This window comes from Chitinophaga polysaccharea (assembly GCF_007829335.1).
Classification (GTDB): Bacteria; Bacteroidota; Bacteroidia; order Chitinophagales; family Chitinophagaceae; genus Chitinophaga; species Chitinophaga polysaccharea_B.
The window spans coordinates 320,375-346,925 of sequence record NZ_VIWO01000002.1 but is presented as its reverse complement, the minus strand read 5'-3'; the positions used below and the strand labels follow the sequence as shown (position 1 = coordinate 346,925).

Sequence of the window (26,551 nt, the reverse complement as noted above, 5' to 3'; positions counted from 1 at the left end):
GTTTTTTATTTATCAAAATAAATCAGCAAATAGTTTTCATAAACTATCGTCAAAGGCTATACGCCTTTACCCATTTTATACCTTAATAATAATATGCTTACGATACATGATTCCTATAGGCACCCATATCACCAACACCAGCAGGATGGCCGATCCCAGGGATGCATGATAGGGCATCATGTTATTGGCAAACACCGTCTGGTAAAGCCATTCTCTTGCATTAGTATTACCTGCAGGGATATATCCCAGTATCTTCGGAATAAGCCCCGACAATACAAAAGCCGTAATGGCATTGCGGCCAAAAGCTACGAATGGCACAAGATAGCGTTGATGCTGTTGCACATCGATCAGCCAGTAACTGGCCGACAGCGCCATGGTAGCCAGTCCGCCGGTGTATAATACAAAAGAACTGGTCCAGAGCGATTTATTAATAGGAAAAAACGGATCCCAGATCAGTGCCAGTATCACCATTATAAAGCCATAAACAAAGAGCCACGATACTTTTACTGCATCTTCGCGGTCTTTGCGCCGTAACCAGCTTCCGACCAGCATCCCAAAGATACCTGTGCCGATAGCTGGCAAGGTGCTTAGCAGCCCTTCCGGATCCCATGTTTTGCTACCCGCCCACAAATGCGCAGGGGTAAATACCAGGCGATCTAACCAGGCCCCAAGATTAGTTTCCGGCTCCAGGTTGGGTGCACCGATGCCTGGTACCGGTACGAGCGTCATCAGTATCCAATAGCCCAATAATAGTGCTATCCCCGTCCATAGCTGTGTACGCCTGCTGGTTTTGATAAATAATATCGCACAGATACTAAATACCACGCCTATACGTGGCAGCACTCCCGGGAAACGCCAGTGCGAAAAATCAAATCGGGGGATCAGATGCAATAACCATCCCAGTACCACGATAGTTGCGCCCCGGCGCAATGCCTGCCGGATCATTTGTCCATGCTGCGTGGGGTCATCTTTCCTGCTGCCAAGGGCATAGGCGATAGACACCCCCACGATAAAGAGGAAAAAAGGGAAAATGAGATCGGTGGGCGTGCAGCCATTCCATTTGGAGTGCTCCAACGGCGCATATACATAGTTCCAGTCCCCCGGGTTATTCACCAGTATCATAGCTGCTACGGTAAGGCCGCGGAAAAAATCCAATGATAACAATCTTTGTTTGACAGCAATGGCCATGATGGTTTTATTTATTATTCAAACAGACAGTATTTATATCTCCTTTAATTTAAAATATTTTTTTTATTCTGACAGTACTTTGTTGACCCGGATTGCTGGGTCACTATCGGCAACGTATATACGTAAATGGAGTAACTTAATACGATGGCAAGATAAATTCCGGGGCTGTAAAAACGACAGCCAACCTCATTGGCTGCTGCCAGGCATAGCCTGCCAATATTAAAAAGAGAAACGCCCCCCAAATTGGGAGGCGTTTCTCTTAGTGACCCCGTCAGGATTCAAACCTGAAACCTTTTGATCCGTAGTCAAATGCTCTATTCAATTGAGCTACGGAGCCATTAATTGTGATTGGATGGCAAAGGTAGCGGATTTTTCGAAAACACCAAATAGTTACTAAAAAAATTCCTGCAATCTTCTGATTTACACTTACTTTTACACCGTTACTTAATTATCATACGAAGTGAAAATTCAACTCTGGAGCATAGGAAAGGAGCATGATCCCTACATCAGGGACGGGATGACAGTTTTTCAAAAACGACTACAGCATTACGTGGACTTCGAAGTAAAACTGATCCCTACCGTAAAACAGGCTGCCAGTTTATCGATACCTGAACTCAAAAAACAGGAAGCCAAATTAATCATGGACCTGTTGCAGCCTACCGACTTTCTGCTGGCGCTCGATGAAAAAGGAAAGATGATGACGACGGTGCAATTCGCCGACTTCCTGCAACAGCGTACCAACGCAAGCACCCGGCAACTCATCATTCTCATAGGGGGCGCCTTTGGTATTGACGAAACCCTGTTACAGAGAGCCCAGCTGAAAATGTCGTTGTCGCCCTTAACCTTCCCTCATCAACTCGTACGGCTTATTTTCACGGAACAATTATATCGTGCCTATACGGTATTAAACAGGGAAAAGTATCATCATCAATAGTTACATTTATAGATAAAATCATCTCATTGTATGACGCTATCAATCAGTTTAGTTATCATCATCATTACCTGCCTTATCTCCTATACCGCCCTGCAGAACTACGACCAGTTAGATAAGTTGAGTCTGCAACCCTATCTGGTAAAGCGTTACAACCAGTACTACCGCTTTATCACTTCCGGGTTTGTGCATGCCGACTTCCAGCATCTGCTCTTTAATATGCTGACTTTATATTTTTTCGGAGGGTTTATTGAGCGTGTTTTTGCACAATTATTCCATAACAAAGTGGTGTATGTAGGCTATTACCTGTTAGGTATTATTGTGGCTAATATTCCTTCTTACATTAAGCACCGCGACAACTCTTATTACTCTTCCTTGGGAGCCTCCGGCGCTATTTCCGCCATTGTATTTACCGCAATCCTGGTGAATCCCTGGGCGTCTATCTACCTGTTTTTTGCGCTTAAATTGCCAGCTGTGGTATACGGCGCATTATTCCTGGGGATTTCCGCTTACATGGGAAGAAAAGGTGGAGGTAATATTAATCACGATGCGCATTTATGGGGAGCCTTATTTGGGTTGATATTTCCGCTGATCTTCCATCCGGAACTGGGCACCAACTTTTTGTATATGATTATGCATCGCTCGCAATTTGTGCAATAACCGATGAGTGCAGCAGCGCGCATAAAGCCGCTGCTGCACTCATTTTCACGGCATCCATTCGATGCTTAGTATCACTTTTGTTTTAGGGGTTATCTTCACCCGGTCGTCTATCCTCATCCCTACAATCCACACAATCCGCTTATTGGATTCCAATACCCAAACATTTTCTTTTTGTGGCAGCGACAACTTCTGATCGATCAGGAACCGGCTTATTTTTTTCTTCCGGGGCATGCCCAGTGGATAAAAATAATCGCCCTGTTTCCATTTCCGCAGGATCATCGGATATGCTACCTGTGCCGCATCCAGCCAGGCCATTGCTGCGGCCGTGGGTATAGGGGTGGCGCCTCTCTCCTGCTGCCGGATGCGTAGCTGGCCTCCGCCGAAATGCACATGTGGCGTATCGGCGTCAATAACTACCAGTGGCGCCGCTTCCATGGCCAATGGCGTTATCAGCAACCACTGCCGGTTACGGATAACCCGGTGCGTGGTCGTTTCCACGTATCGGCCCGACTCGCTGTCGAGCAGCGACAACACCTGTTGCACCTGTGCCGAAGAACAACCAAACGGGCGAAATAATTCCCAGGCAATGGTTTGCAAGGGGATGCTTTGTTGCAGTTTACCTACCGGTACTTTCCAGGTATCGCCTTCCCGGAACAATAACCGCTTACGATGCCGTTCTACTGCTTCCTGGTAAAGATGCTCTGCTTCCTTTATCCGCTCTATGGTAGCCGCCATGTTCCGTACTGCGCCGGGAAATGCTTCCTGCAACCGGGGAATAACCTGGTGCCGGTAATAATTACGTGTATACTTATCTGTTATATTGGAACTGTCTTCCCGGAAAGTGATATTATGCAAGGCGGCATAGGCCACCAGGGTAGCTTTCTCTGTAAATAATAAAGGCCGGATAATCTTTTCCTGCTTGGGTAAGATACCGTGTAAACCAGCTATGCCTGTGCCTTTCGTAAAATTCATCAGGGCCGTTTCCACACTGTCCTGCATATGGTGCGCGGTAGCAATATATGCATACCCTTCCGCAGCGCGTACTTGTTCCAGCCACTCATAGCGCAATTCCCTCGCGGCTACCTGTATGGTTACACGATGTGCTTCCACGTATGCATTTGTATCAAAACGGACGGAGTGAAAAGGCAGCTCCAGTGCGGCAGCTACCTGTTTTACAAAGGCTTCATCTTGTGCTGATTCGGCTGCACGGAGCTGGAAGTTGCAATGGGCAATACCTGCGGCATACCCGGCCTGTTTAAATAACCAGGCCATCGCGATAGAATCTACGCCCCCGCTAACGGCCAGCAGTATTTTCTGAGCAGGATCAAATAACCGCTGCCGGGATATATAATCTGAAAAATGAGTCAATAAATGTTGAGGCATTCGTGGTTAATTGGATTTAAAATATCAGTAAACCAGCTCTTCGTAGGCGGACTGTAATTCGTTGTAGGCGTGTCTTTCATTGGCTGCCTTGGCCATGCTCATTCCTTTTTCGTATACGCTGATGGCGCCGGCATTGTCGCCCGCGCGTTCCAGCAACTTACCAAGGTGGTAATAAGAACCTACATAACCGGGTTCGTATGCCAGCAATTCTTCAAATTGCTGACGGGCGGCCACATCGTCGCCTATCTTAATATACTCCAATGCCAACGCGTGTTTTAAAAAGCTATCGTTGGGTGTGGCCAGCAACAGCTGCTTTATTTGCGGGATTCTATCCATCCGTTTATTATTATTTAATTCTACAATATGTCAATGATAATACTGATTAAAATCATTTTCCGGCCTGCGGTTGGCTTATATTATTTAAATATATTTGCTACTACCGCATTTTTAAACAAAACAGTTTAAGGCCATGAAGATTTTAGTATGTATCAGCAAAACTCCGGACACGACTGCAAAAATAGCTTTCACGGACAATAACACGAAATTCAATGAGGCTGGTGTACAGTTTATTATTAATCCATACGATGAGTGGTACGCATTGGTGAGGGCGCTGGAGCTGAAAGAAACCATTGGCGCCGATGTTCACCTGGTAACGGTAGGCGGTGCTGATTGCGATCCTATTATCCGCAAGGCCCTGGCATTGGGTGGTGATGAAGCATTCCGTATTAATGCAGACAGTGCTGATAGTTTTTATATCGCCTCCCAGATTGCGGCACATGCGCGGGAAAAGCAATACGACATTATTTTTACCGGTAAAGAAACCATCGATTATAATGGTTCAGGTATAGGCGGTATGGTAGCGGAATTGCTAGACCTTCCCTATGTGTCTATTGCGGCGAAATTTGACCTGAATGGTACCGTAGCAACAGTAAACCGGGAGATTGAAGGTGGCGAGGAAATTTGTGAAGTATCCCTGCCAGTGGTAGTTTCCTGCCAGAAAGGAATGGCAGAAGCCCGTATTCCCAATATGCGCGGTATCATGGCTGCCAGAACCAAACCCTTGACAGTAGTAGATCCTGTAGCGGCAGACACCCTCACTTCCGTAATTAGCTTTGAGCTGCCTCCGGCAAAAGCAGGGGTAAAATTGATCAGTCCCGACAACGTGGATGAACTGGTGAAATTACTCCACGAAGAAGCTAAAGTGATCTAAGGGTTCTCTATCTCCTAACGACTAATTAAATTATTCATGTCAATATTAATATTTGCCGATCAGGCACAGGGTAAGATTAAAAAAGCGGCGCTGGAAGCCGTACAATATGGCGCCAAAGTAGCCGCGCAACTGGGTACCACTGCCACCGCGCTGGTACTTGGCCCGGTAGATGCCGCGGAACTGTCGGCGCTCGGTAACTACGGTGCCCAGAAAGTATTACACGCTGCCGATGCACGCCTGCACGAAGTAGAAAGCATCGTATATACTAAAGTGATTGCGGAAGCAGCTGAAAAAGAAGGCAGCCAGGTGATCATCTTCCCACATAATTTCGACGGGAAAGCCGTTGCTCCCCGGGTTGCTGCCCGGCTCAAAGCGGGACTCGTTGCCGGCGCTATCTCCTACCCTGATACCAGCAACGGTTTTGTGGTAAAGAAAAATGTGTTTTCCGGCAAGGCGTTCGCCCATGTCAATATTACCTCCGACAAGAAAATCATTGCGATTATACCCAATACTTTTGCGCTCACTCCCGGCACAGGAACTGCTGCAGTAGAAGCTTTTTCTCCTGCCATCCAGGATAGCGATTTTAAAGTGAAAGTGGTAAAAACCGAAACAGTGAGCGGCGACGTACCTTTAACAGAGGCCGAAATCGTAGTAAGTGGTGGTCGCGGTATGAAAGGTCCTGAAAACTGGGGTATCCTGGAAGACCTGGCCAGGGCACTGGGAGCAGCCACCGCAAGTTCACGCCCTGTGGCCGATGCCGGATGGCGCCCTCATCATGAACACGTAGGTCAGACCGGGCTCACCGTAAGGCCTAATTTATACGTTGCCATCGGTATTTCCGGCGCTATACAGCACCTGGCGGGCGTAAATGGTAGCAAGGTTATTGTGGTGATCAACAAAGACCCGGAAGCGCCTTTCTTCAAGGCTGCCGACTACGGCATTGTTGGCGATGCTTTTGAGGTGGTACCTAAACTGACAGCAGCCGTTCAGAAGCTGAAACAATCATAAAGGGCTTTACAAAGGAAGAATTATGGGTGACAGATGTAAATGTTAAAATCATCCTGATCAGTCACCCATAATTCTTCGCTTTATAGGCTTGATATTAGGCATTTATCAGATAGATTTTTTTTAGATAGGGAATATTTTTCTAACTTCACAGACTTACAAACTATTCAGCGACAACGCAAGACAGATATGAGAAAAATAGAACTGGAAATAGTTGCTTTATCGCACAGCATTACGCAGACTCATTCATATGCCGTGGTATTGGGAGAAGTAAACGGGTTACGCCGTTTGCCGATTGTGATCGGGGGCTTTGAAGCGCAGGCTATTGCGGTGGCTTTGGAGAAAATGCAACCCAGCCGGCCTTTAACGCACGACCTGATGAAAAACTTCATGAACGCCTTTAATGTGGAATTGCAGGAGGTGGTCATCAGTAATTTGCAGGAAGGTATTTTTTATTCCAAACTTATCTGTTCCAATAACGACGAAACTATTGAGATAGATTCCCGCACTTCAGATGCGCTGGCGCTCGCGGTTCGTTTTGGATGCCCTATTTATACGTTTGAGAATATTCTCAACAGTGCGGGTATATTGCTGGATGATCCTGCCGGCAAAAAAAGCAGCAAGCCAGTAACCCCTACTATTTCAGAACATGAAAAAGGTGTGGAAGACGACCTCAAATCTATGAATGTGGATGAATTAAACACCCTCTTACAGGAAGTGTTGGAACAGGAAGATTACATTCGTGCCATCGCCATCCGCGATGAACTAAACAGTCGCAAAAGCAAATAATTTTCTTTCAGTATAATCGTGCAGTTGACAGCCATCTGGCGTGTAGCTGTAGGTTTGCCGTGCAACAGATAATAGATGATCGTATTTCCCAATTGTAAGATAAACCTGGGCCTGCATATTACCCGTAAGCGCCCCGACGGTTTTCATGACCTGGAAACCGTTTTCTATCCCCTGCCTGTAAACGATGCCCTGGAAATCATTGCCCATCCATCTTTACAGTTTGCCAGCAGTGGTATCCCTGTTCCCGGGGAGGCGGCCGATAACCTTTGTATCAGGGCTTTTCACTTGCTACAGCGCGATTTTCCGCAGGTACAGCCGGTAAATATCCACCTGCATAAACACATACCTATTGGCGCTGGATTGGGAGGAGGTTCGGCAGATGCCGCGTTCATGCTGCGATTGCTCAACCAGAAGTTTCAATTAGGCCTTTCAGATACCGTATTGGCTGACTATGCTGCCCAGTTGGGTAGCGATTGCCCCTTCTTTATTTACAACCGGCCTTGTTATGCCACAGGACGTGGTGAAATCATGGACCCTATTGACCTGGATCTTTCAGGATACTCCTTTGTACTCGTACATCCCGGCATTCATGTTAATACCGGCTGGGCGTTTAAGCAACTTACGCCCCAGGCACCGGCTTATGCGCTGAGGGAGAAAATACAATCACCGGTGGCTACCTGGAGAGGATTAATTACCAACGATTTTGAGGCGCCGGTATTCAGCGCCTACCCGGTTTTAGCGGGGATCAAGGAACAATTATATGCGGCTGGGGCTTTGTACGCTGCCATGAGCGGAAGTGGTTCGGCAGTGGTGGGTATTTTCCCTAAAAACAAAATAGCTGACATCCTGTGGGATGCCAGCTATCGGGTATTTACTATCAGGTAAGTCTTACTTTACAGAAGCTACCAATGCTTTAAATGTTTCTGGTTCATTCATAGCCAGATCAGCCAGAACTTTTCTGTTCAGGTCGATATTTTTACCGGCTAATTTGTTCATAAACACAGAATAGGTCAACCCTTCTGCTCTAACAGCAGCGTTGATACGGGCGATCCACAGCTGACGGTAGTTTCTTTTCTTTAATTTACGACCAACATAGCTGTATGTGAGTCCTTTTTCCAGGACGTTTTTCGCTACGGTGTAAACATTCTTTCTTTTACCGTAGAAGCCTTTGGCTTGCTTTAAGATCCTTTTTCTCCGGGCTCTTGAAGCTACGGCATTAACTGAACGAGGCATTTGCTTTGTTTTTTCTCAGGTTATAAAATTCGATTCTTTTGACAGATACTAGCGCATTCCGAGCATTCTCTTAACCAGGTTAAGATTTGCTTCGTGAACCAGCGTACTACCTCTTAAGCTACGTTTTCTTTTCGTAGATTTTTTAGTCAGTAAGTGGCTTTTGAAGGCCATGAACCGCTTAATCTGTCCGTTCCCACCAACCTTGAACGTTTTCTTGGCACGGGAATGTGTCTTTACTTTGGGCATCTTACATCAAATTTGGTCTGCAAAGGTATGAAAATAATTCAATAAAGCACAGTCTTGTATAAATAATTAACGCCCTCTCCCGAATGTGGATAACTTTTCTAATATTTTTTTACCATCTCTTAAGCGATTGACTATCAATTTTCCCCTTTCCACCTTTGTCAAGTTATCTGGTCGTTATTCATATTATAATTAATCACACTTTTTTTATTTATCTATATTATCATTAGTTTTAATTTTATTTTAATTACATATTTTAACCATACCATGTATAAATACCTGACGCCTATGAAACCATTTTACTCATCTATCCAAGTGAGCCGGAAAATTTCCGCCGGTTATTTTTATTTATGTAAAGAGTTGAGCAGCAATAAGAATTGAACAGCTAATCCTGGACAATTCTGATACTTTTTTTACTTAACTGTTTGCACCTATGAAACAACTATTAACCTTCTTGTACTTGCTGACCGGGCTGATATTCCTGGGCAAAGGGGCAGAAGCACAAACCGAACCCGCTACAGGAACACCCTTCATGAACCTTCCGGATACCACCTGCTGGAAGAGTTTCGCGAGTATGAACGCTTTCTACTGGAAATCGGCTAGGGTGCCAGATTCCGCCACCTGGACCATTACCCCCGGGGGGGCCTCTATTACGGTTCTGTATTCCTCCGATAATACCAATAAGCTAGTCAGGCAAAAACCTGATCCTACCTATAAACGGAATGCCCTGACGATCAAATTCAATGATATCGGGCAATATACTATTTCGGTTGCCCTCTGGTATAACGGCGTCAAATCAATTGTCACTAAAAAAATATATTCAAAAGACTGCTCTATCCTCCCCTGTCAGGGTAAAAATACCGGGCTGGGTGACTTCAAAGAAGATTTCGGAAACTTCCAAAATGGTGCAACCACCAGTAAATCCAGTTCCTATGTAACTGGTTACGTCTATAACCCAATTCCGCTGGTAAGTCCTTACACCATGAATGATAACAGTTACACTGTTTTCTGGAATACCCAGGTGAGAAGCGAATGGGTATATATGACTGACCATACCGGTAGTACTGTCGATTCTGTAGGCGGTATGCTGATTGCCAACTCCTCCTATGATGCCAGATCATTCTTCGCCAGGGATAACGTACCGGTCTGTCCCGGGTCCCTGTATAACTTCAGTGCCTGGTTCCTTAACGTAAATGGTATCAAAGTATTTAATGAGAACAGTTGCTCCACTGGTAACTGGGATGGATATCACTACGCAGGTGTAAGCTTTTTGATCATCAATACCAAGGGAGGCGCACCTTCCTCCACCTGGGATACCCTGGCCCGCTTTAAAACCTTCGATGTGTCGATGAACCTATCTGGCCCCCAGTGGCAGATGTATGGAGGTGGTTTTAAAACGCCGGGAGGTGTGACGTCGGTCCGGCTTGAGATTGTGAATGATCGGCCCGGAGGTTGCGGAAATGACATCGCTGTAGATGACATTTCCTTTGCTTATTGTAGCCCTTATATTTATTCTTATATAGATGGTAAACTGGGATTAAGAGCAGATTCGCTGTGCGATGGCGCCCCGGTAACCATGAAAGCCTCTTATAGCCCTAATGGCTGGCAACCAGATGGCACCTACGATGCCACTAAAGACTATTTTAAAAATCCACAATATCAATGGTTCTGGAGTAATGATGGCGTTGCCTGGGATACCCTCCACGATGGTAGCGGTATCACTGGTACCATGACATCGTCTGTAGTGTTTGCACCTGGTGCTTTGAAGGGAGATCCGAACCAGATTGTAACAAAGTATTACCGTGTAAACATCCTGGAAAAAGGCAACCTTGGCAACTGTGCGGCGCCTTCTGAATACACCAAGATTACGATATTGCCCAAACCTAAAGTAACCGTTTCTTCCGGGAGAATATGTATAGGTGATAGTGTGGTGATGACCGCCAATGGAGGATACAGTGAATATGAATGGCAGGTGAACCCCGTCGTTACCGGGCCTATTATGACCGTATACCCAACTGCTACCACCACCTACTCAGCCATTGGTATCGCCGATTATGGATGGGATGCGGTTAAAATGGAGCAACGACAGTGTAGAGACACCGGTTCCGCCCAGGTAATCGTAGATGCCCAACCGGTTACAAAAATTAGTGGTGGCCCTACAACCATCTGTAAAGGTAGTATGGTAACACTGAACGTAACCAACAGTGGTGCACCTCCTGACAGCCTGGCCTGGAACTGGCAGGTAAATGGCTCTCCAATAGGTAACCCAAATGATGTAAGCATTACCCAGTCGCCCACTGCTGTAGGCGCTTATATATATTCTGTATTACTGACCAATAAAACCTGTAAGGCTACTGATACATTTACGGTAAATATAAGGTCGATGCCCAATGCAGACCAACCCATTACCTACAAACAATGTAACATCCCGAATTTTGCAATAACCAGGAAATCACTGCCTAATGATCAGCGGGGAACGTGGTCTGTATACAAGGATACCCAAAATAATACCAGTGGCATTGGCTTTTCAGATCCTAACGCGCCTGATGTAACCGTCACAAATGTGCCAGTGGGCGATACTGTTACACTGATATGGGTGATCACGAACAATTCGATGGGCGCTTGTACAGATACCAGCTGGGTGACCCTGATTAACACCAGGCCACTTACAACAAGCGTTGCCGGTAATAACCAGGCACAGTGCAATATCAATGTGTTTCAATTGAATGCAAGCAAACCTGGCCCCGGCGAAACTGGCAAATGGACATTAGGGAGCGGTACCACTGCAACCATGGTGACAATTGACTATGACACTGCTTACAATGCGAAAGCAACCATCATCGCAGCCGCACCGCAAGCTGTACAGCTGATATGGACTATTTCTAATGGTGTGTGTCCCAATCCTACTTCGAGCGTTATTAAACTGACATTAAAGAATCCTCCGACTGTTAATATAAAGGCTAACGCCGTATGTAACAACGTCTCCTCATTCACTGTCAGTTACTCAGGATTAACAGATACCCTTAAAAGTTATGAAATAGTGGCCGCACCTGCCAGGCCGATGCCGAACTTTACAAAAGTTACCGGTAGCTGGCCCGGCAGCAGTACTTCCGGTACGTTTAATGTCCCTCTTCCGGCTAACACTCCTGCTGGCAGCTACGATTTTATACTCACCGGGAAAATAGATACGCTCCATGGATGTACTGTTAGTGTGCCCTTCTCCCTATCTGTAGAAAAGCCGTCTACCAATCCTACCGCCGTCACCGCCTCTATTACCTCATTGTGTGTAAAAGGAGATGTGACATTAACCGTTGTTGGCGGCTCCCTGGGCATGGATTCTACTAAAACTCCAGCTACCTGGAAATGGTATACAGGGGCTTGCCCTGGCAACCCTGGCAGTACACGGGTTTATCCTACTTCTGCCAATACAGACAGTTCCATTGTTACTTTTAAGAATGTAACTGCTACGACTACTTATTATGTGATGGCGCCAAGTGCGGGGCCTTGCGGTAACACTGCATGTGCTTCCGTTACCGTAACAGTTTTTGCGCAGCCCAATAAAGCCAACGCGGGTGCTGACCAAAGCGCCTGCGAACGTGCCACCGCCTTCCAGTTAAATGGTAACGCCACAGGCGTAGCGGGTGTTAATGGTCAATGGACCACCTGGAATGCCAGTGCCATTATCACTGGCCCTACCCTCCCCAATGCTACCGTTAAAGTAAATATTGGTGATACCGCTACCTTATTTTGGACCATATCTAATGGTCCCTGTGTAACAACAGTTGACACGGTGTTTATTACCAATTTCAAAAAGCCAGTAACCGCAAATGCCGGCACTGATCTAAGTCATTGTAACGATTCCATCTTCACCATGGCGGCCAATAAGCCAACGGAATATGGCGCTTACGGTGCATGGACCATCGTGGGCGGTAAACAAACATGGATCTCCATTACTGACACTACTTTAAATACCACCAAAGTAAAAGTACTGGCGGGCCACACCGCTGCATTAGTATGGACTATCACCAACAGTACCTGTGCCGCTACTACCGATACGGTGCTGCTCACCAACTACGACAAGCCGGCTACCGCTAATGCGGGTGGTAATCAGAAACACTGTAACGACTCCATCTTCACTATGGCGGCCAATAAGCCAACGGAATATGGTGCATATGGGGCATGGACCATCGTGGGCGGTAAACAAACATGGATCACGATTACTGATACTACTTTAAATACCACCAAAGTAAAAGTGCTGGCAGGTCACACTGCTGCCCTGGTATGGACCATTACCAATGGTACTTGTGCCGCTACTACCGATACGGTGTTGCTCACCAACTATGACAAGCCGGCTACCGCTAATGCCGGTGGTAATCAGCAACACTGTAACGACTCCATCTTCACCATGGCGGCCAATAAACCAACGGAATATGGCGCTTACGGTGCATGGACCATCGTGGGTGGTAAGCAATCCTGGATCACTATTACCGATACTACTTTAAATACTACCAAAGTAAAAGTACTGGCGGGGCACACTGCTGCCCTGGTATGGACCATTACCAATGGTACTTGTGCCGCTACTACCGATACGGTGTTGCTCACTAACTATGACAAGCCGGCTACCGCTAACGCCGGTGGTAATCAGCAACACTGTAACGACTCCATCTTCACTATGGCGGCTAACAAGCCAATGGAATATGGCGCTTATGGTGCATGGACCATTGTGGGTGGTAAGCAATCCTGGATCACTATTACAGATACCACTTTAAATACCACCAAAGTAAAAGTACTGGCGGGTCACACTGCTGCCCTGGTGTGGACTATTACCAACGGTACCTGCGCGGCAACTACCGATACCGTGCTGCTTACCAACTACGATAAGCCTGCTACCGCTAATGCCGGTGGCAATCAGAAACACTGTAACGACTCCATCTTTACCATGACGGCCAACAAGCCGACAGAGTACGGAGCATACGGTGCCTGGACCATCGTGGGCGGTAAACAAACCTGGATCTCCATTACTGACACTACTTTAAATACCACCAAGGTAAAAGTACTGGCTGGGCATACCGCTACCCTGGTATGGACGATCACCAACGGTACTTGCGCGGCTACTACCGATACGGTACTGCTTACAAATTATGACGTACCAGCTATCGCTAATGCTAATATTGATCAAAAGCATTGTAACGATTCCATCTTCACCATGGCGGCCAATAAGCCAACGGAATATGGCGCTTACGGTGCATGGACCATCGTGGGCGGTAAACAAACCTGGATCACTATTACCGATACCACTTTAAATACTACCAAAGTAAAAGTACTGGCGGGTCATACCGCCGCCCTGGTATGGACCATTACCAATGGTACTTGTGCCGCTACTACTGATACGGTGCTGCTCACCAACTACGACAAGCCCGCTACCGCTAATGCCGGTGGTAATCAGAAACACTGTAACGACTCCATCTTCACCATGGCGGCCAATAAGCCAACGGAATATGGCGCTTACGGTGCATGGACCATCGTGGGTGGTAAACAAAGCTGGATCACTATTACCGATACCACTTTAAACACCACCAAAGTAAAAGTACTGGCGGGTCATACCGCCGCCCTGGTATGGACCATTACCAATGGTACTTGCGCGGCCACTACCGATACCGTGCTGCTTACCAACTACGACAAGCCTGCTACCGCTAATGCCGGTGGTAATCAGCAACACTGTAACGATTCCATCTTCACTATGGCGGCCAATAAGCCAACGGAATATGGCGCTTACGGTGCATGGACCATTGTGGGTGGTAAGCAATCCTGGATCACTATTACCGATACTACTTTAAATACTACCAAAGTAAAAGTACTGGCGGGTCACACTGCTGCCCTGGTATGGACCATTACCAATGGTACTTGCGCGGCAACTACCGATACTGTGTTGCTCACTAACTATGACAAACCGGCTACCGCTAACGCCGGTGGCAATCAGCAACACTGTAACGACTCCATCTTTACCATGACGGCCAACAAGCCAACGGAATATGGCGCTTACGGTGCATGGACCATTGTGGGTGGTAAGCAATCCTGGATCACTATTACCGATACTACTTTAAATACTACCAAAGTAAAAGTACTGGCGGGGCACACTGCTGCCCTGGTATGGACCATTACCAATGGTACTTGTGCCGCTACTACCGATACTGTGTTGCTCACTAACTATGACAAACCGGCTACCGCTAACGCCGGTGGTAATCAGAAACACTGTAACGACTCCATCTTCACCATGGCCGCTAACAAGCCGACAGAGTACGGAGCATACGGTGCCTGGACCATCGTGGGCGGTAAACAAACCTGGATCTCCATTACTGACACTACTTTAAATACCACCAAGGTAAAAGTACTGGCTGGACATACCGCTACCCTGGTATGGACGATCACCAACGGTACTTGCGCGGCAACTACCGATACGGTGTTGCTCACCAACTACGACAAGCCGGCTACCGCTAATGCCGGTGGTAATCAGCAACACTGTAACGACTCCATCTTCACTATGGCGGCCAATAAGCCAACGGAATATGGCGCTTACGGTGCATGGACCATCGTGGGCGGTAAACAAACCTGGATCACTATTACCGATACCACTTTAAATACCACCAAAGTAAAAGTACTGGCAGGTCACACTGCTGCCCTGGTGTGGACTATTACCAACGGTACCTGCGCGGCAACTACCGATACCGTGCTGCTTACCAACTACGATAAGCCTGCTACCGCTAATGCCGGTGGTAATCAGCAACATTGTAATGATTCCATCTTCACCATGGCGGCCAATAAGCCAACGGAATATGGCGCTTACGGTGCATGGACCATCATGGGCGGTAAACAAACCTGGATCACTATTACTGATACCACTTTAAATACCACCAAAGTAAAAGTACTGGCGGGGCATACCGCTACCCTGGTATGGACCATTACCAACGGTACTTGCGCTGCTACTACGGACACTGTGTTACTCACCAACTACGATGTACCGGCGGTTGCTAAGGCTAATGTGGATCAGAAGCATTGCAACGACTCCATCTTCACCATGGCTGCTAACAAGCCTACTGAATATGGCGCTAAAGGCACCTGGTCTGTGATTGGCAAGCCTAGCTGGGTGACCGTTACAGACACTACCCTGAATACTACCCAGGTAAAAGTACTCGCCGGTCATACCGCTACCCTGGTATGGACCATTACTAACGGTACCTGCGCGGCAACTACGGACACTGTGTTACTCACCAACTACGATGTACCAGCTATTGCTAAAGCAAATGTGGATCAGAAACATTGTAACGACTCCATCTTCACCATGGCCGCTAACAAGCCTACTGAATACGGAGCATACGGTGCATGGACCATCGTGGGCGGTAAGCAAACCTGGATCACAATTACTGACACTACTTTAAACACGACAAAAGTAAAAGTACTCGCTGGTCACACCGCTACCCTGGTATGGACCATTACCAACGGCACCTGCACGGCAACTACCGACACCGTGTTACTCACTAACTATGACATCCCTGCGGTAGCTAAGGCGAACATTGACCAGAAACACTGTAACGACTCCATCTTCACCATGGCCGCTAACAAGCCGACCGAATATGGAGCATACGGTGCATGGACCATCGTGGGCGGTAAACAAACCTGGATCTCCATTACTGACACTACTTTAAATACGACTAAAGTAAAAGTATTGGCGGGCCACACCGCTACCCTGGTATGGACTATTACCAACGGTACCTGCGCGGCAACTACCGATACTGTGTTACTCACCAACTACGATGTACCGGCGGTTGCTAAGGCAAACATTGACCAGAAACACTGTAACGATTCCATCTTCACCATGGCTGCCAATAAGCCAACGGAATATGGCGCTTACGGTGCATGGACCATCGTGGGCGGTAAACAAACCTGGATCACTATTACCGATACCACTTTAAACACCACCAAAGTAAAAGTACTGGCGGGTCATACCGCCGCCCTGGTATGGACCATCACTAACGGTACCTGTGCTGCAACTACCGACACCGTGTTGCTCACTAACTATGATGTACCGGCTGTTGCTAAGGCGAACATTGACCAGAAACACTGTAACGACTCCATCTTCACCATGGCCGCCAACAAGCCAACGGAATATGGTGCATATGGGGCATGGACCATCGTAGGCGGTAAACAAACCTGGATCACTATTACTGATACCACTTTAAATACCACCAAAGTAAAAGTACTGGCGGGGCATACCGCTACCCTGGTATGGACCATTACCAACGGTACTTGCGCTGCTACTACGGACACTGTGTTACTCACCAACTACGATGTACCAGCGGTTGCCAAGGCCAATGTGGATCAGAAGCATTGTAACGACTCCATCTTCACCATGGCTGCTAACAAGCCTACTGAATATGGCGCTAAAGGCACCTGGTCTGTGGTGGGCAAGCCTAGCTGGGTGACCGTTACAGACACTACCCTGAATAACACCCAGGTAAAAGTACTGGCTGGTCATACCGCTACCTTGGTATGGACCATTACTAACGGTACCTGCGCGGCAACTACGGACACTGTGTTACTCACCAACTACGATGTACCAGCTATTGCTAAAGCAAATGTGGATCAGAAACATTGTAACGACTCCATCTTCACTATGGCCGCTAACAAGCCGACCGAATATGGCGCATACGGTGCATGGACTATCGTGGGCGGTAAGCAAACCTGGATCACCATTACTGACACTACTTTAAACACGACAAAAGTAAAAGTACTCGCTGGTCACACCGCTACCCTGGTATGGACCATTACCAACGGCACCTGCGCGGCAACTACCGACACCGTGTTGCTCACTAACTATGACATCCCTGCGGTAGCTAAGGCGAACATTGACCAGAAACACTGTAACGACTCCATCTTCACCATGGCCGCCAACAAGCCTACTGAATATGGTGCCAAAGGCACCTGGTCTGTGGTGGGTAAACCAAGCTGGGTAACGATTACCGACACCACCTTGAATACCACCAAAGTGAAAGTGCTGGCTGGCCACACCGCTACCCTGGTATGGACTATTACTAACGGTACCTGCGCGGCAACTACCGATACCGTGTTACTCACTAACTACGATGTACCGGCGGTTGCTAAGGCGAACATTGACCAGAAACACTGTAACGACTCCATCTTCACCATGGCAGCTAACAAGCCGACCGAATATGGCGCGTACGGTGCATGGACTATCGTGGGTGGTAAACAAACATGGATCACTATTACCGACACCACTTTAAATACGACGAAAGTAAAAGTACTGGCTGGCCACACCGCTACCCTCGTATGGACCATTACCAACGGCACCTGCGCGGCAACTACCGACACCGTGTTGCTCACTAACTATGATGTACCGGCTGTTGCTAAGGCGAACATTGACCAGAAACACTGTAACGATTCCATCTTCACCATGGCGGCCAATAAGCCAACGGAATATGGCGCTTACGGTGCATGGACTATTGTAGGCGGTAAACAAACCTGGATCACTATTACTGATACCACTTTAAATACCACCAAAGTAAAAGTACTGGCGGGGCATACCGCTACCCTGGTATGGACCATTACCAACGGTACTTGCGCTGCTACTACGGACACTGTGTTACTCACCAACTACGATGTACCGGCGGTTGCCAAGGCTAATGTGGATCAGAAGCATTGTAACGACTCCATCTTCACTATGGCCGCTAACAAGCCTACTGAATATGGCGCTAAAGGCACCTGGTCTGTGGTGGGCAAGCCTAGCTGGGTGACCGTTACAGACACTACGCTGAATAACACCCAGGTAAAAGTACTGGCTGGGCATACCGCTACCCTGGTATGGACCATTACTAACGGTACCTGCGCAGCAACTACGGACACTGTGTTACTCACCAACTACGATGTACCAGCTATTGCTAAAGCAAATGTGGATCAGAAACATTGTAACGACTCCATCTTCACCATGGCCGCTAACAAGCCTACTGAATACGGAGCATACGGTGCATGGACCATCGTGGGCGGTAAGCAAACCTGGATCACCATTACTGACACTACTTTAAACACCACAAAAGTAAAAGTACTCGCTGGTCACACCGCTACCCTGGTATGGACCATTACCAACGGCACCTGCACGGCAACTACCGACACCGTGTTGCTCACTAACTATGACATCCCTGCGGTAGCTAAGGCGAACATTGACCAGAAACACTGTAACGACTCCATCTTCACCATGGCCGCCAACAAGCCTACTGAATACGGAGCCAAAGGCACCTGGTTTGTGGTGGGTAAACCAAGCTGGGTAACGATTACCGACACCACCTTGAATACCACCAAAGTGAAAGTACTGGCTGGCCACACCGCTACCCTGGTATGGACCATCACTAACGGTACCTGCGCGGCAACTACCGATACCGTGTTACTCACTAACTACGATGTACCGGCGGTTGCTAAGGCGAACATTGACCAGAAACACTGTAACGACTCCATCTTCACCATGGCTGCTAACAAGCCGACCGAATATGGTGCTTATGGCGCTTGGACTATCGTGGGCGGTAAACAAACATGGATCACTATTACTGATACCACTTTAAGTACAACTAAAGTAAAAGTACTGGCTGGCCACACCGCTACCCTGGTATGGACCATTACCAATGGTACCTGCGCGGCAACTACCGACACAGTGCTGCTCACTAACTATGATGTACCGGCGGTTGCTAAGGCGAACATTGACCAGAAACACTGTAACGACTCCATCTTCACCATGGCCGCCAACAAGCCAACGGAATATGGCGCTTACGGTGCATGGACTATTGTAGGCGGTAAACAAACCTGGATCACTATTACTGATACCACTTTAAATACCACCAAAGTAAAAGTACTGGCGGGGCATACCGCTACCCTGGTATGGACCATTACCAACGGTACTTGCGCTGCTACTACGGACACTGTGTTACTCACCAACTACGATGTACCAGCGGTTGCTAAGGCTAATGTGGATCAGAAGCATTGTAACGACTCTATCTTCACCATGGCCGCTAACAAGCCTACTGAATACGGCGCTAAAGGCACCTGGTCTGTGGTTGGTAAGCCTAGCTGGGTAACAGTTACAGACACTACGCTGAATAACACCCAGGTAAAAGTACTGGCTGGGCATACCGCTACCCTGGTATGGACCATTACTAACGGTACCTGCGCAGCAACTACGGACACTGTGTTACTCACCAACTACGATGTACCAGCTATTGCTAAAGCAAATGTGGATCAGAAACATTGTAACGACTCCATCTTCACCATGGCCGCTAACAAGCCTACTGAATACGGAGCATACGGTGCATGGACCATCGTGGGCGGTAAGCAAACCTGGATCACCATTACTGACACTACTTTAAACACGACAAAAGTAAAAGTACTCGCTGGTCACACCGCTACCCTGGTATGGACCATTACCAACGGCACCTGCGCGGCAACTACCGACACCGTGTTACTCACTAACTATGACATCCCTGCGGTAGCTAAGGCGAACATTGACCAGAAACACTGTAACGACTCCATCTTCACCATGGCCGCTAACAAGCCTACTGAATATGGTGCCAAAGGCACCTGGTCTGTGGTGGGTAAACCAAGCTGGGTAACGATTACCGACACCACCTTGAATACCACCAAAGTGAAAGTACTGGCTGGCCACACCGCTACCCTGGTATGGACCATCACTAACGGTACCTGCGCGGCAACTACCGATACCGTGTTACTCACTAACTACGATGTACCGGCGGTTGCTAAGGCGAACATTGACCAGAAACACTGTAACGATTCCATCTTCACCATGGCTGCTAACAAGCCGACCGAATATGGTGCTTATGGCGCTTGGACTATCGTGGGTGGTAAACAAACATGGATCACTATTACCGACACCACTTTAAATACGACGAAAGTAAAAGTACTGGCTGGTCATACCGCTACCCTGGTATGGACCATCACTAACGGTACCTGCGCTGCAACTACTGATACCGTGTTGCTCACTAACTATGATGTACCGGCTGTTGCTAAGGCGAACATTGACCAGAAACACTGTAACGACTCCATCTTCACCATGGCCGCCAACAAGCCTACTGAATACGGAGCCAAAGGCACCTGGTCTGTGGTGGGTAAACCAAGCTGGGTAACGATTACCGACACCACTTTAAATACCACCAAAGTAAAAGTACTGGCTGGTCATACCGCTACCCTGGTATGGACCATTACCAACGGTACTTGCGCTGCTACTACGGACACTGTGTTACTCACCAACTACGATGTACCAGCGGTTGCCAAGGCCAATGTGGATCAGAAGCATTGTAACGACTCTATCTTCACAATGGCTGCTAACAAGCCGACCGAATATGGCGCTAAAGGCACCTGGTCTGTGATTGGCAAGCCTAGCTGGGTAACAGTTACAGACACTACCCTGAATAACACCCAGGTAAAAGTACTGGCTGGTCATACCGCTACCCTGGTATGGACCATTACCAACGGCACCTGCGCGGCAACTACCGATACCGTGCTGTTGACTAACTATGACATTCCTGCGGTAGCTAAAGCGAACATTGACCAGCAACACTGTAACGATTCCATTTTCACCATGGCTGCTAACAAGCCTACTGAATACGGAGCCAAAGGCACCTGGTCAGTGGTGGGTAAACCGAGCTGGGTAACGATTACCGACTCCACTTTAAATACAACTAAAGTAAAAGTGCTGGCTGGACACACCGCTACCCTGGTATGGACCATTACCAACGGCACCTGCGCGGCAACTACCGATACCGTACTGCTCACTAACTATGACGTACCGGCTGTCGCTAAGGCGGGTATCGATCAGCAACACTGTAATGATTCTATCTTCTCCATGGCGGCTAATAAACCGGCTGAATACGGTGCAAAAGGTACCTGGTCTGTCATTGGTAAGCCAAGCTGGGTAACCATCACCGATACCACTTTAAATACTACTAAAGTGAAAGTATTGGCTGGCCACACCGCTACCCTGGTATGGACCATCACTAACGGTACCTGCGCGGCAACTACCGATACCGTGTTACTCACTAACTACGATGTACCGGCGGTTGCTAAGGCAAACATTGACCAGAAACACTGTAACGACTCCATCTTCACCATGGCGGCTAATAAGCCTACTGAATACGGAGCTAAAGGCGCCTGGACCATCGTGGGTGGCAAGCAAAGCTGGGTGATCATTACCGACACTACATTAAATAACACCCGGGTGAAAGTATTGGCGGGCCATACGGCTGCCCTGGTGTGGACCATCTCCAATGGTACCTGCGCTGCTACCACCGATACAGTACTGCTCACCAACTATGCCACTGCCAACAAGGCCAATGCAGGACCTGATCAGATGATCTGTAACAATACAGGCGACTTCATCATGCAGGCAAATACACCAGGCGTACCAACTGCTAAAGGCACCTGGACCGACATCAGCCGGATTCCTGGCAGAGCGATCATCAAATCGCCTAACAGCCCGACTACTGCGGTGACTGTACCCGTTGGCGACACGGTTATACTGCAGTGGGCTATCGCCAACGGCGTATGTGATACCACTTTCAGCAGGGTAACCATCATCAACTACAAAGCTGCCATCACCGCCAATGCAGGCCCTGACCAGGAAAAATGTAACACGGCTGCCGACTTCATCATGAAAGCCAGCCAGCCTGGATCCAGCTCTGCAACAGGTACATGGACAGACATCAGCCGGATCCCTGGCCGCGCCACCATCAAAGCGCCAAACGATCCGTTAACAGCCGTAACTGTTCCTATAGGCGACACCGTTATACTGAAATGGACCGTTACCAACGGCACTTGTACCAGCACCAGCAGCATTGTAACACTCATCAATTACAAGAAAGCTGATGACGCCAACGCCGGCCCTGACCAGGAAATGTGTAACAACACCGGCGACTTCAAAATGGCCGCAGATCCTGTATCTGTTCCGAGCGCCAAAGGCTTCTGGTCTATCGTAAAAGGAAATGCGGTGATCAAATCCATCAACAGTCCCACCTCCCTGGTAAATATCAACGTAGGTGACACTGTTACCTTACGCTGGACAGTTACCAATGGCGTATGTAGCGCTACCTGGGATGATGTGACCCTCATTAACTACCGGATGCCGGTAACTGCCAACGCAGGCACTAACCAGGAACACTGCGATGACGCTACCTTTAAAATGAATGCCAGCGATCCTGGTGTAGCCGGTGCAAAAGGCACCTGGGTAGTCACCAGCAACAACGCCAGCCTCATCCAAATCAGCGATATCAACCTGAGAACAGCCACGGTTACGGTTCCTGCCGGCGAAACAGCCCAACTGACCTGGGTAGTAAGCAACGGCGTGTGTGCTGCTACCAGCTCCAGTGTAACGCTGATTAACCGCAAACCAATTCTGGGTAACAATATCACGGCCGATCAAACCGTATGTATCACAGAAACGCCAATGGCTATACGCAGCAATGCACTCAGCGGTGGTAACGGCGCCTACACTTACCAATGGCAGCAAAGTACCACCGGTGCTACCGGACCATTTGTAAATATCCCGGGTGCTACCAGCGATACTTACCAACCTGGTACACTCGCTGCAAATACCTGGTACAGAAGAATCGTGGCTTCAGGCGCTTGTATCAACAACATCAGTAACGCAGTGAAGATCACCGTGATAACCATCAACCCGATCGTTACCTCCACTCCTCCTGCAATCACTACTGAGTGTGAAAAAGGTAAAGACTATACCACGCTCTTCGGAACACCGGTATTCAGTCACGCACCTTATGACGATGAAAAACTGACCATCACTTACAATGATGCCACCGTGGTAACATCGCCTTGTCTTAGTACGATTACCCGTACCTGGACCGCGACCGACAGATGCGGACGCTCTGTAAGTGCATCGCAAACGATCACTATCCAGGATACCAAAGCGCCGGTATTCACTACGCCAGCTCCTGCTGACACCACCGTGGATTGCGACAAGGTACCTGTTAAAACAGATCTGAAAGCGAACGATGACTGTGCCGGTGAAATCATCATCCCTGTGGTGGAAGTTCGCCAGGATATTCCAGGCAACTGTACCAACAACTACCTGCTGATCCGTACCTGGACCGCGAAAGACGCATGTAATACAGGTGTAACCCTCAAACAGGTGATTACCGTGAAAGACATGACCGCTCCGGTATTCGATATGGCAGCGCCAAAAGATACCATCGTGGATTGCGATAAAATACCTGCAGGCTTTAACCTTACGGCTAAAGACAACTGTACCCCAGGTGTAATTACCGTAACGCCGAAAGATTCAATAGCGCGTGATATTAACAACTGTAACAGCAACTACCTGATCTACAGGAAATGGACAGCCTTTGACCAATGTGGCAATGCCAGCGCGGTACAACAAATCATCCACGTACAGGATACCACTAAACCAGTATTCAGCATGTCTGCTCCGAAAGACACCGTGGTAGATTGCGATAAAGTACCAGCATGGCCGGCAATCACTGCAAGTGACAACTGTACCGCTAATGTCCAGGTATTCACCACCAGCAAAACCGTGAAATTGCCAGGCACCTGCGCAGGCAACTACCAGGAAATCCGCTACTGGACAGCTACCGATGATTGCGGTAACAAATCTGTGATGCAGCAAACCATCACTGTACAGGATACCACTAAACCGGTATTCACCGTGAAACCACCGGCAGACACTACCGTCAGCTGCGATAACATCCCGGCTCCTGCTATCGACGTAACCGTAACGGATAATTGCAGTACCATCGGAAATGGACTGACAGTAAGCCGCCGCGTAACAGTGGAAACAATACCAGGTGCATGCGCTTCCAACTACCGCATCATCAGAACCTGGATTGCGACAGATGCCTGCGGTAACACCAGCACCATCACTCAGGTGGTAACCGTGAAAGATACCACCAGACCGGTAATCATGCCAGCTCCAGCCGATGTGGTGATCTACTGCCAGGATAAAATTCCGGCTCCTCCGGTACTGACCGCAACGGATAACTGCGATAATAGCTTCCCGAAAAATGCTATCTATTCAGAAGATCCATATGTGGCCGATATCTGTAACGGTTATACTATTGTGAGAAGATGGACCATCATGGATGCCTGCGGCAATAAAGCCAATGACGTTACCCAACGTGTAATTGTGAAGCCTTGCGCTAAACCGCAACTGGAAGCTACTCTGCCTTCCAACTGCTCCGACAACGGCAGAATCGCATTACATAAAGTGGGCGATGTGTATATGCCAACCTACACCCTCGTAGCTGTTACACCAGCCAACGCGGTGACAGGTTTGCCAAGAACACAAAACAACAACGTGTTTAACCTGAACGGCGCCACTTCGGCTTCCTTCATCATCACAGATGGCAGAACAGGTTGCTCTTCTGATACCGTGACTTACAACATCAACTATATCCAGAAACCAATGGTAAACCTGGGCAGCGATACCACGATCTGTGGTGGCAACAGCCTGGTACTGGATGCAGGAGCTGCTAACTTCGCCTACAAAATCCAATGGTCTACCGGTGCTACCACCCAGAGGATCAACATCAACCAGGCCGGTACCTACTGGGTAAATGTAAGCAACGGCGAATGTGCGACCACCGACACCATTCATGTGGGACTGATTCCAACACCGCTGGTAAGTATCCCTGATACCACCATCTGCCGCGGTCAGTCCGTGAAACTGGATGCCTATGTAGATGGCGCGTCCTACCTGTGGAGCAACGGTTCTACCGCTTCCTCCATACTGGTAAGCACACAGGAACAATTCTGGGTGAAAGTGATGAAGTCAGCCTGTATCACGATCGATACCATTAAAGTAAGCGTGAATCCGCCACCAGATATCAGCCTGAGTCGCGACACCGCAATCTGCCCTGACCAGTCAATCATGCTCACGGTAAATTCAAACGGTGGCCGTATCCAATGGCAAACCGGCGAAACCAGCAACTCTATCGTGGTAAATAAACCAGGCGGTTACTGGGTAGCAGTTAGCAGAGACAACTGTGTGGTAAGAGATACTGTAAACGTGAGAATGAAACCGGCACTGATGATGGATCTGGGACCAGACAGAAATATATGCCCTGGCGGTACTATCACCCTCGATGGCACCAACCCGGATGCGATCTCCTATCTCTGGAATGACGGTGATCCAAACCCGGTGAAACAAATCACCCAGGCCGGTAAATACAAACTGGCAGTGATGGATAAATATTGCCAACGCGTATTCATGGATAGTGTAGCAGTAAATATCACCGGCTTACCAACAGTGAACCTCGGCAGAGATACCGTGATGTGCGTAGGCGAAACACTGGTGCTCCGCGCCATGGGCACCGGTATCTCAGGTGTTCGTTGGGATAATGGCTCCAGCGCTTCTTCCCTGTCGGTGACCAACGGTGGTACTTACACCGTCACTGTATTCAACGATTGCGGATCCGCTACCGATGATATCACAGTGAACTTTACACAGTGCGAACCTAAACCAACCATCCCGAACGCCTTCTCACCAAATGGCGATGGACGTAATGATGTGTTCAGACCAGTGGTAAGAGGACAAATGTTCGAATACGAATTAAGGATCTTCAACCGCTGGGGTGAACTGATCTTCATGACTTCCGACAACCACAAAGGATGGGATGGTAAATACAAAGGGGTACCAGTAGATGTAGGTACTTACGTATGGTGGCTCACCTACAAGAAAGTTGCAGGAGGTAATGCCAACGTACTGAAAGGAGAAGTTACCGTAGTCCGCTAACAACGACCAACGATCAATAAAAAGGAACAGCATAAAGTCAACCGGCTTTATGCTGTTCCTTTTTTACCTGCTT

At 48.1% G+C, this 26,551-nt stretch carries 12 protein-coding genes and 1 tRNA gene; 7 read left to right on the top strand and 6 right to left on the bottom strand.

Annotation, left to right across the window (positions count from 1 at the left end; all coding sequences use genetic code 11):
- Positions 1 to 75: 75 nt before the first annotated feature.
- Entirely contained in the window at positions 76 to 1,188 is a 1,113-nt protein-coding gene (locus FHW36_RS09420) for an acyltransferase family protein (protein WP_145666155.1), read from the bottom strand.
- Positions 1,189 to 1,451: 263 nt separating this feature from the next.
- Positions 1,452 to 1,525, bottom strand: a tRNA-Arg gene (locus FHW36_RS09415).
- Positions 1,526 to 1,648: 123 nt separating this feature from the next.
- Here FHW36_RS09415 and FHW36_RS09410 point away from each other — a divergent pair.
- Positions 1,649 to 2,122, top strand: a complete 474-nt coding sequence (locus tag FHW36_RS09410) for a 23S rRNA (pseudouridine(1915)-N(3))-methyltransferase RlmH (protein ID WP_145666154.1) — start codon at positions 1,649 to 1,651, stop codon at positions 2,120 to 2,122.
- A gap of 30 nt (positions 2,123 to 2,152) precedes the next feature.
- Positions 2,153 to 2,779 (top strand): rhomboid family intramembrane serine protease, encoded by a 627-nt coding sequence (locus FHW36_RS09405; protein ID WP_145666152.1) that lies wholly within the window; start codon positions 2,153 to 2,155, stop codon positions 2,777 to 2,779.
- A 45-nt stretch (positions 2,780 to 2,824) separates the two neighbouring features.
- Here the strand turns inward: FHW36_RS09405 and tilS are convergent, their stop codons facing one another.
- Together tilS and FHW36_RS09395 are read right to left on the bottom strand one after the other, a co-directional pair.
- Positions 2,825 to 4,162, bottom strand: a complete 1,338-nt coding sequence (tilS, locus tag FHW36_RS09400; RefSeq protein WP_145666150.1) for a tRNA lysidine(34) synthetase TilS — start codon at positions 4,160 to 4,162, stop codon at positions 2,825 to 2,827.
- Between the two features lie 24 nt (positions 4,163 to 4,186).
- Entirely contained in the window at positions 4,187 to 4,498 is a 312-nt protein-coding gene (locus FHW36_RS09395; protein ID WP_145666148.1) for a tetratricopeptide repeat protein, read from the bottom strand.
- Between the two features lie 133 nt (positions 4,499 to 4,631).
- On the opposite strand from FHW36_RS09395, the gene FHW36_RS09390 reads away from it, so the two are divergent.
- The 4 genes from FHW36_RS09390 (at position 4,632) to ispE (ending at position 8,051) form a co-directional block, all read left to right on the top strand.
- Positions 4,632 to 5,372 (top strand): electron transfer flavoprotein subunit beta/FixA family protein, encoded by a 741-nt coding sequence (locus FHW36_RS09390; protein WP_145666146.1) that lies wholly within the window; start codon positions 4,632 to 4,634, stop codon positions 5,370 to 5,372.
- 36 nt (positions 5,373 to 5,408) lie between these two features.
- Complete coding sequence (locus FHW36_RS09385; protein ID WP_145666144.1) at positions 5,409 to 6,380, top strand: electron transfer flavoprotein subunit alpha/FixB family protein; 972 nt, start codon at positions 5,409 to 5,411, stop codon at positions 6,378 to 6,380.
- A gap of 186 nt (positions 6,381 to 6,566) precedes the next feature.
- The gene (locus tag FHW36_RS09380; RefSeq protein ID WP_145666142.1) at positions 6,567 to 7,166 is read left to right on the top strand and encodes a bifunctional nuclease family protein; all 600 of its coding nucleotides are present in this window, start codon (positions 6,567 to 6,569) and stop codon (positions 7,164 to 7,166) included.
- Positions 7,167 to 7,241: 75 nt separating this feature from the next.
- Complete coding sequence (gene ispE / locus FHW36_RS09375) at positions 7,242 to 8,051, top strand: 4-(cytidine 5'-diphospho)-2-C-methyl-D-erythritol kinase (protein WP_145666140.1); 810 nt, start codon at positions 7,242 to 7,244, stop codon at positions 8,049 to 8,051.
- A 3-nt stretch (positions 8,052 to 8,054) separates the two neighbouring features.
- Here ispE and rplT read toward each other — a convergent pair whose 3' ends face one another.
- Both rplT and rpmI read right to left on the bottom strand, forming a co-directional pair.
- Positions 8,055 to 8,399, bottom strand: a complete 345-nt coding sequence (gene rplT, locus FHW36_RS09370) for a 50S ribosomal protein L20 (protein ID WP_078673350.1) — start codon at positions 8,397 to 8,399, stop codon at positions 8,055 to 8,057.
- A 48-nt stretch (positions 8,400 to 8,447) separates the two neighbouring features.
- Complete coding sequence (rpmI, locus tag FHW36_RS09365) at positions 8,448 to 8,645, bottom strand: 50S ribosomal protein L35 (RefSeq protein ID WP_079471802.1); 198 nt, start codon at positions 8,643 to 8,645, stop codon at positions 8,448 to 8,450.
- A 430-nt stretch (positions 8,646 to 9,075) separates the two neighbouring features.
- Between rpmI and FHW36_RS09360 the strand changes: the two genes are divergently transcribed.
- Positions 9,076 to 26,478, top strand: a complete 17,403-nt coding sequence (locus FHW36_RS09360) for an HYR-like domain-containing protein (protein WP_145666138.1) — start codon at positions 9,076 to 9,078, stop codon at positions 26,476 to 26,478.
- Positions 26,479 to 26,551: the final 73 nt, after the last annotated feature.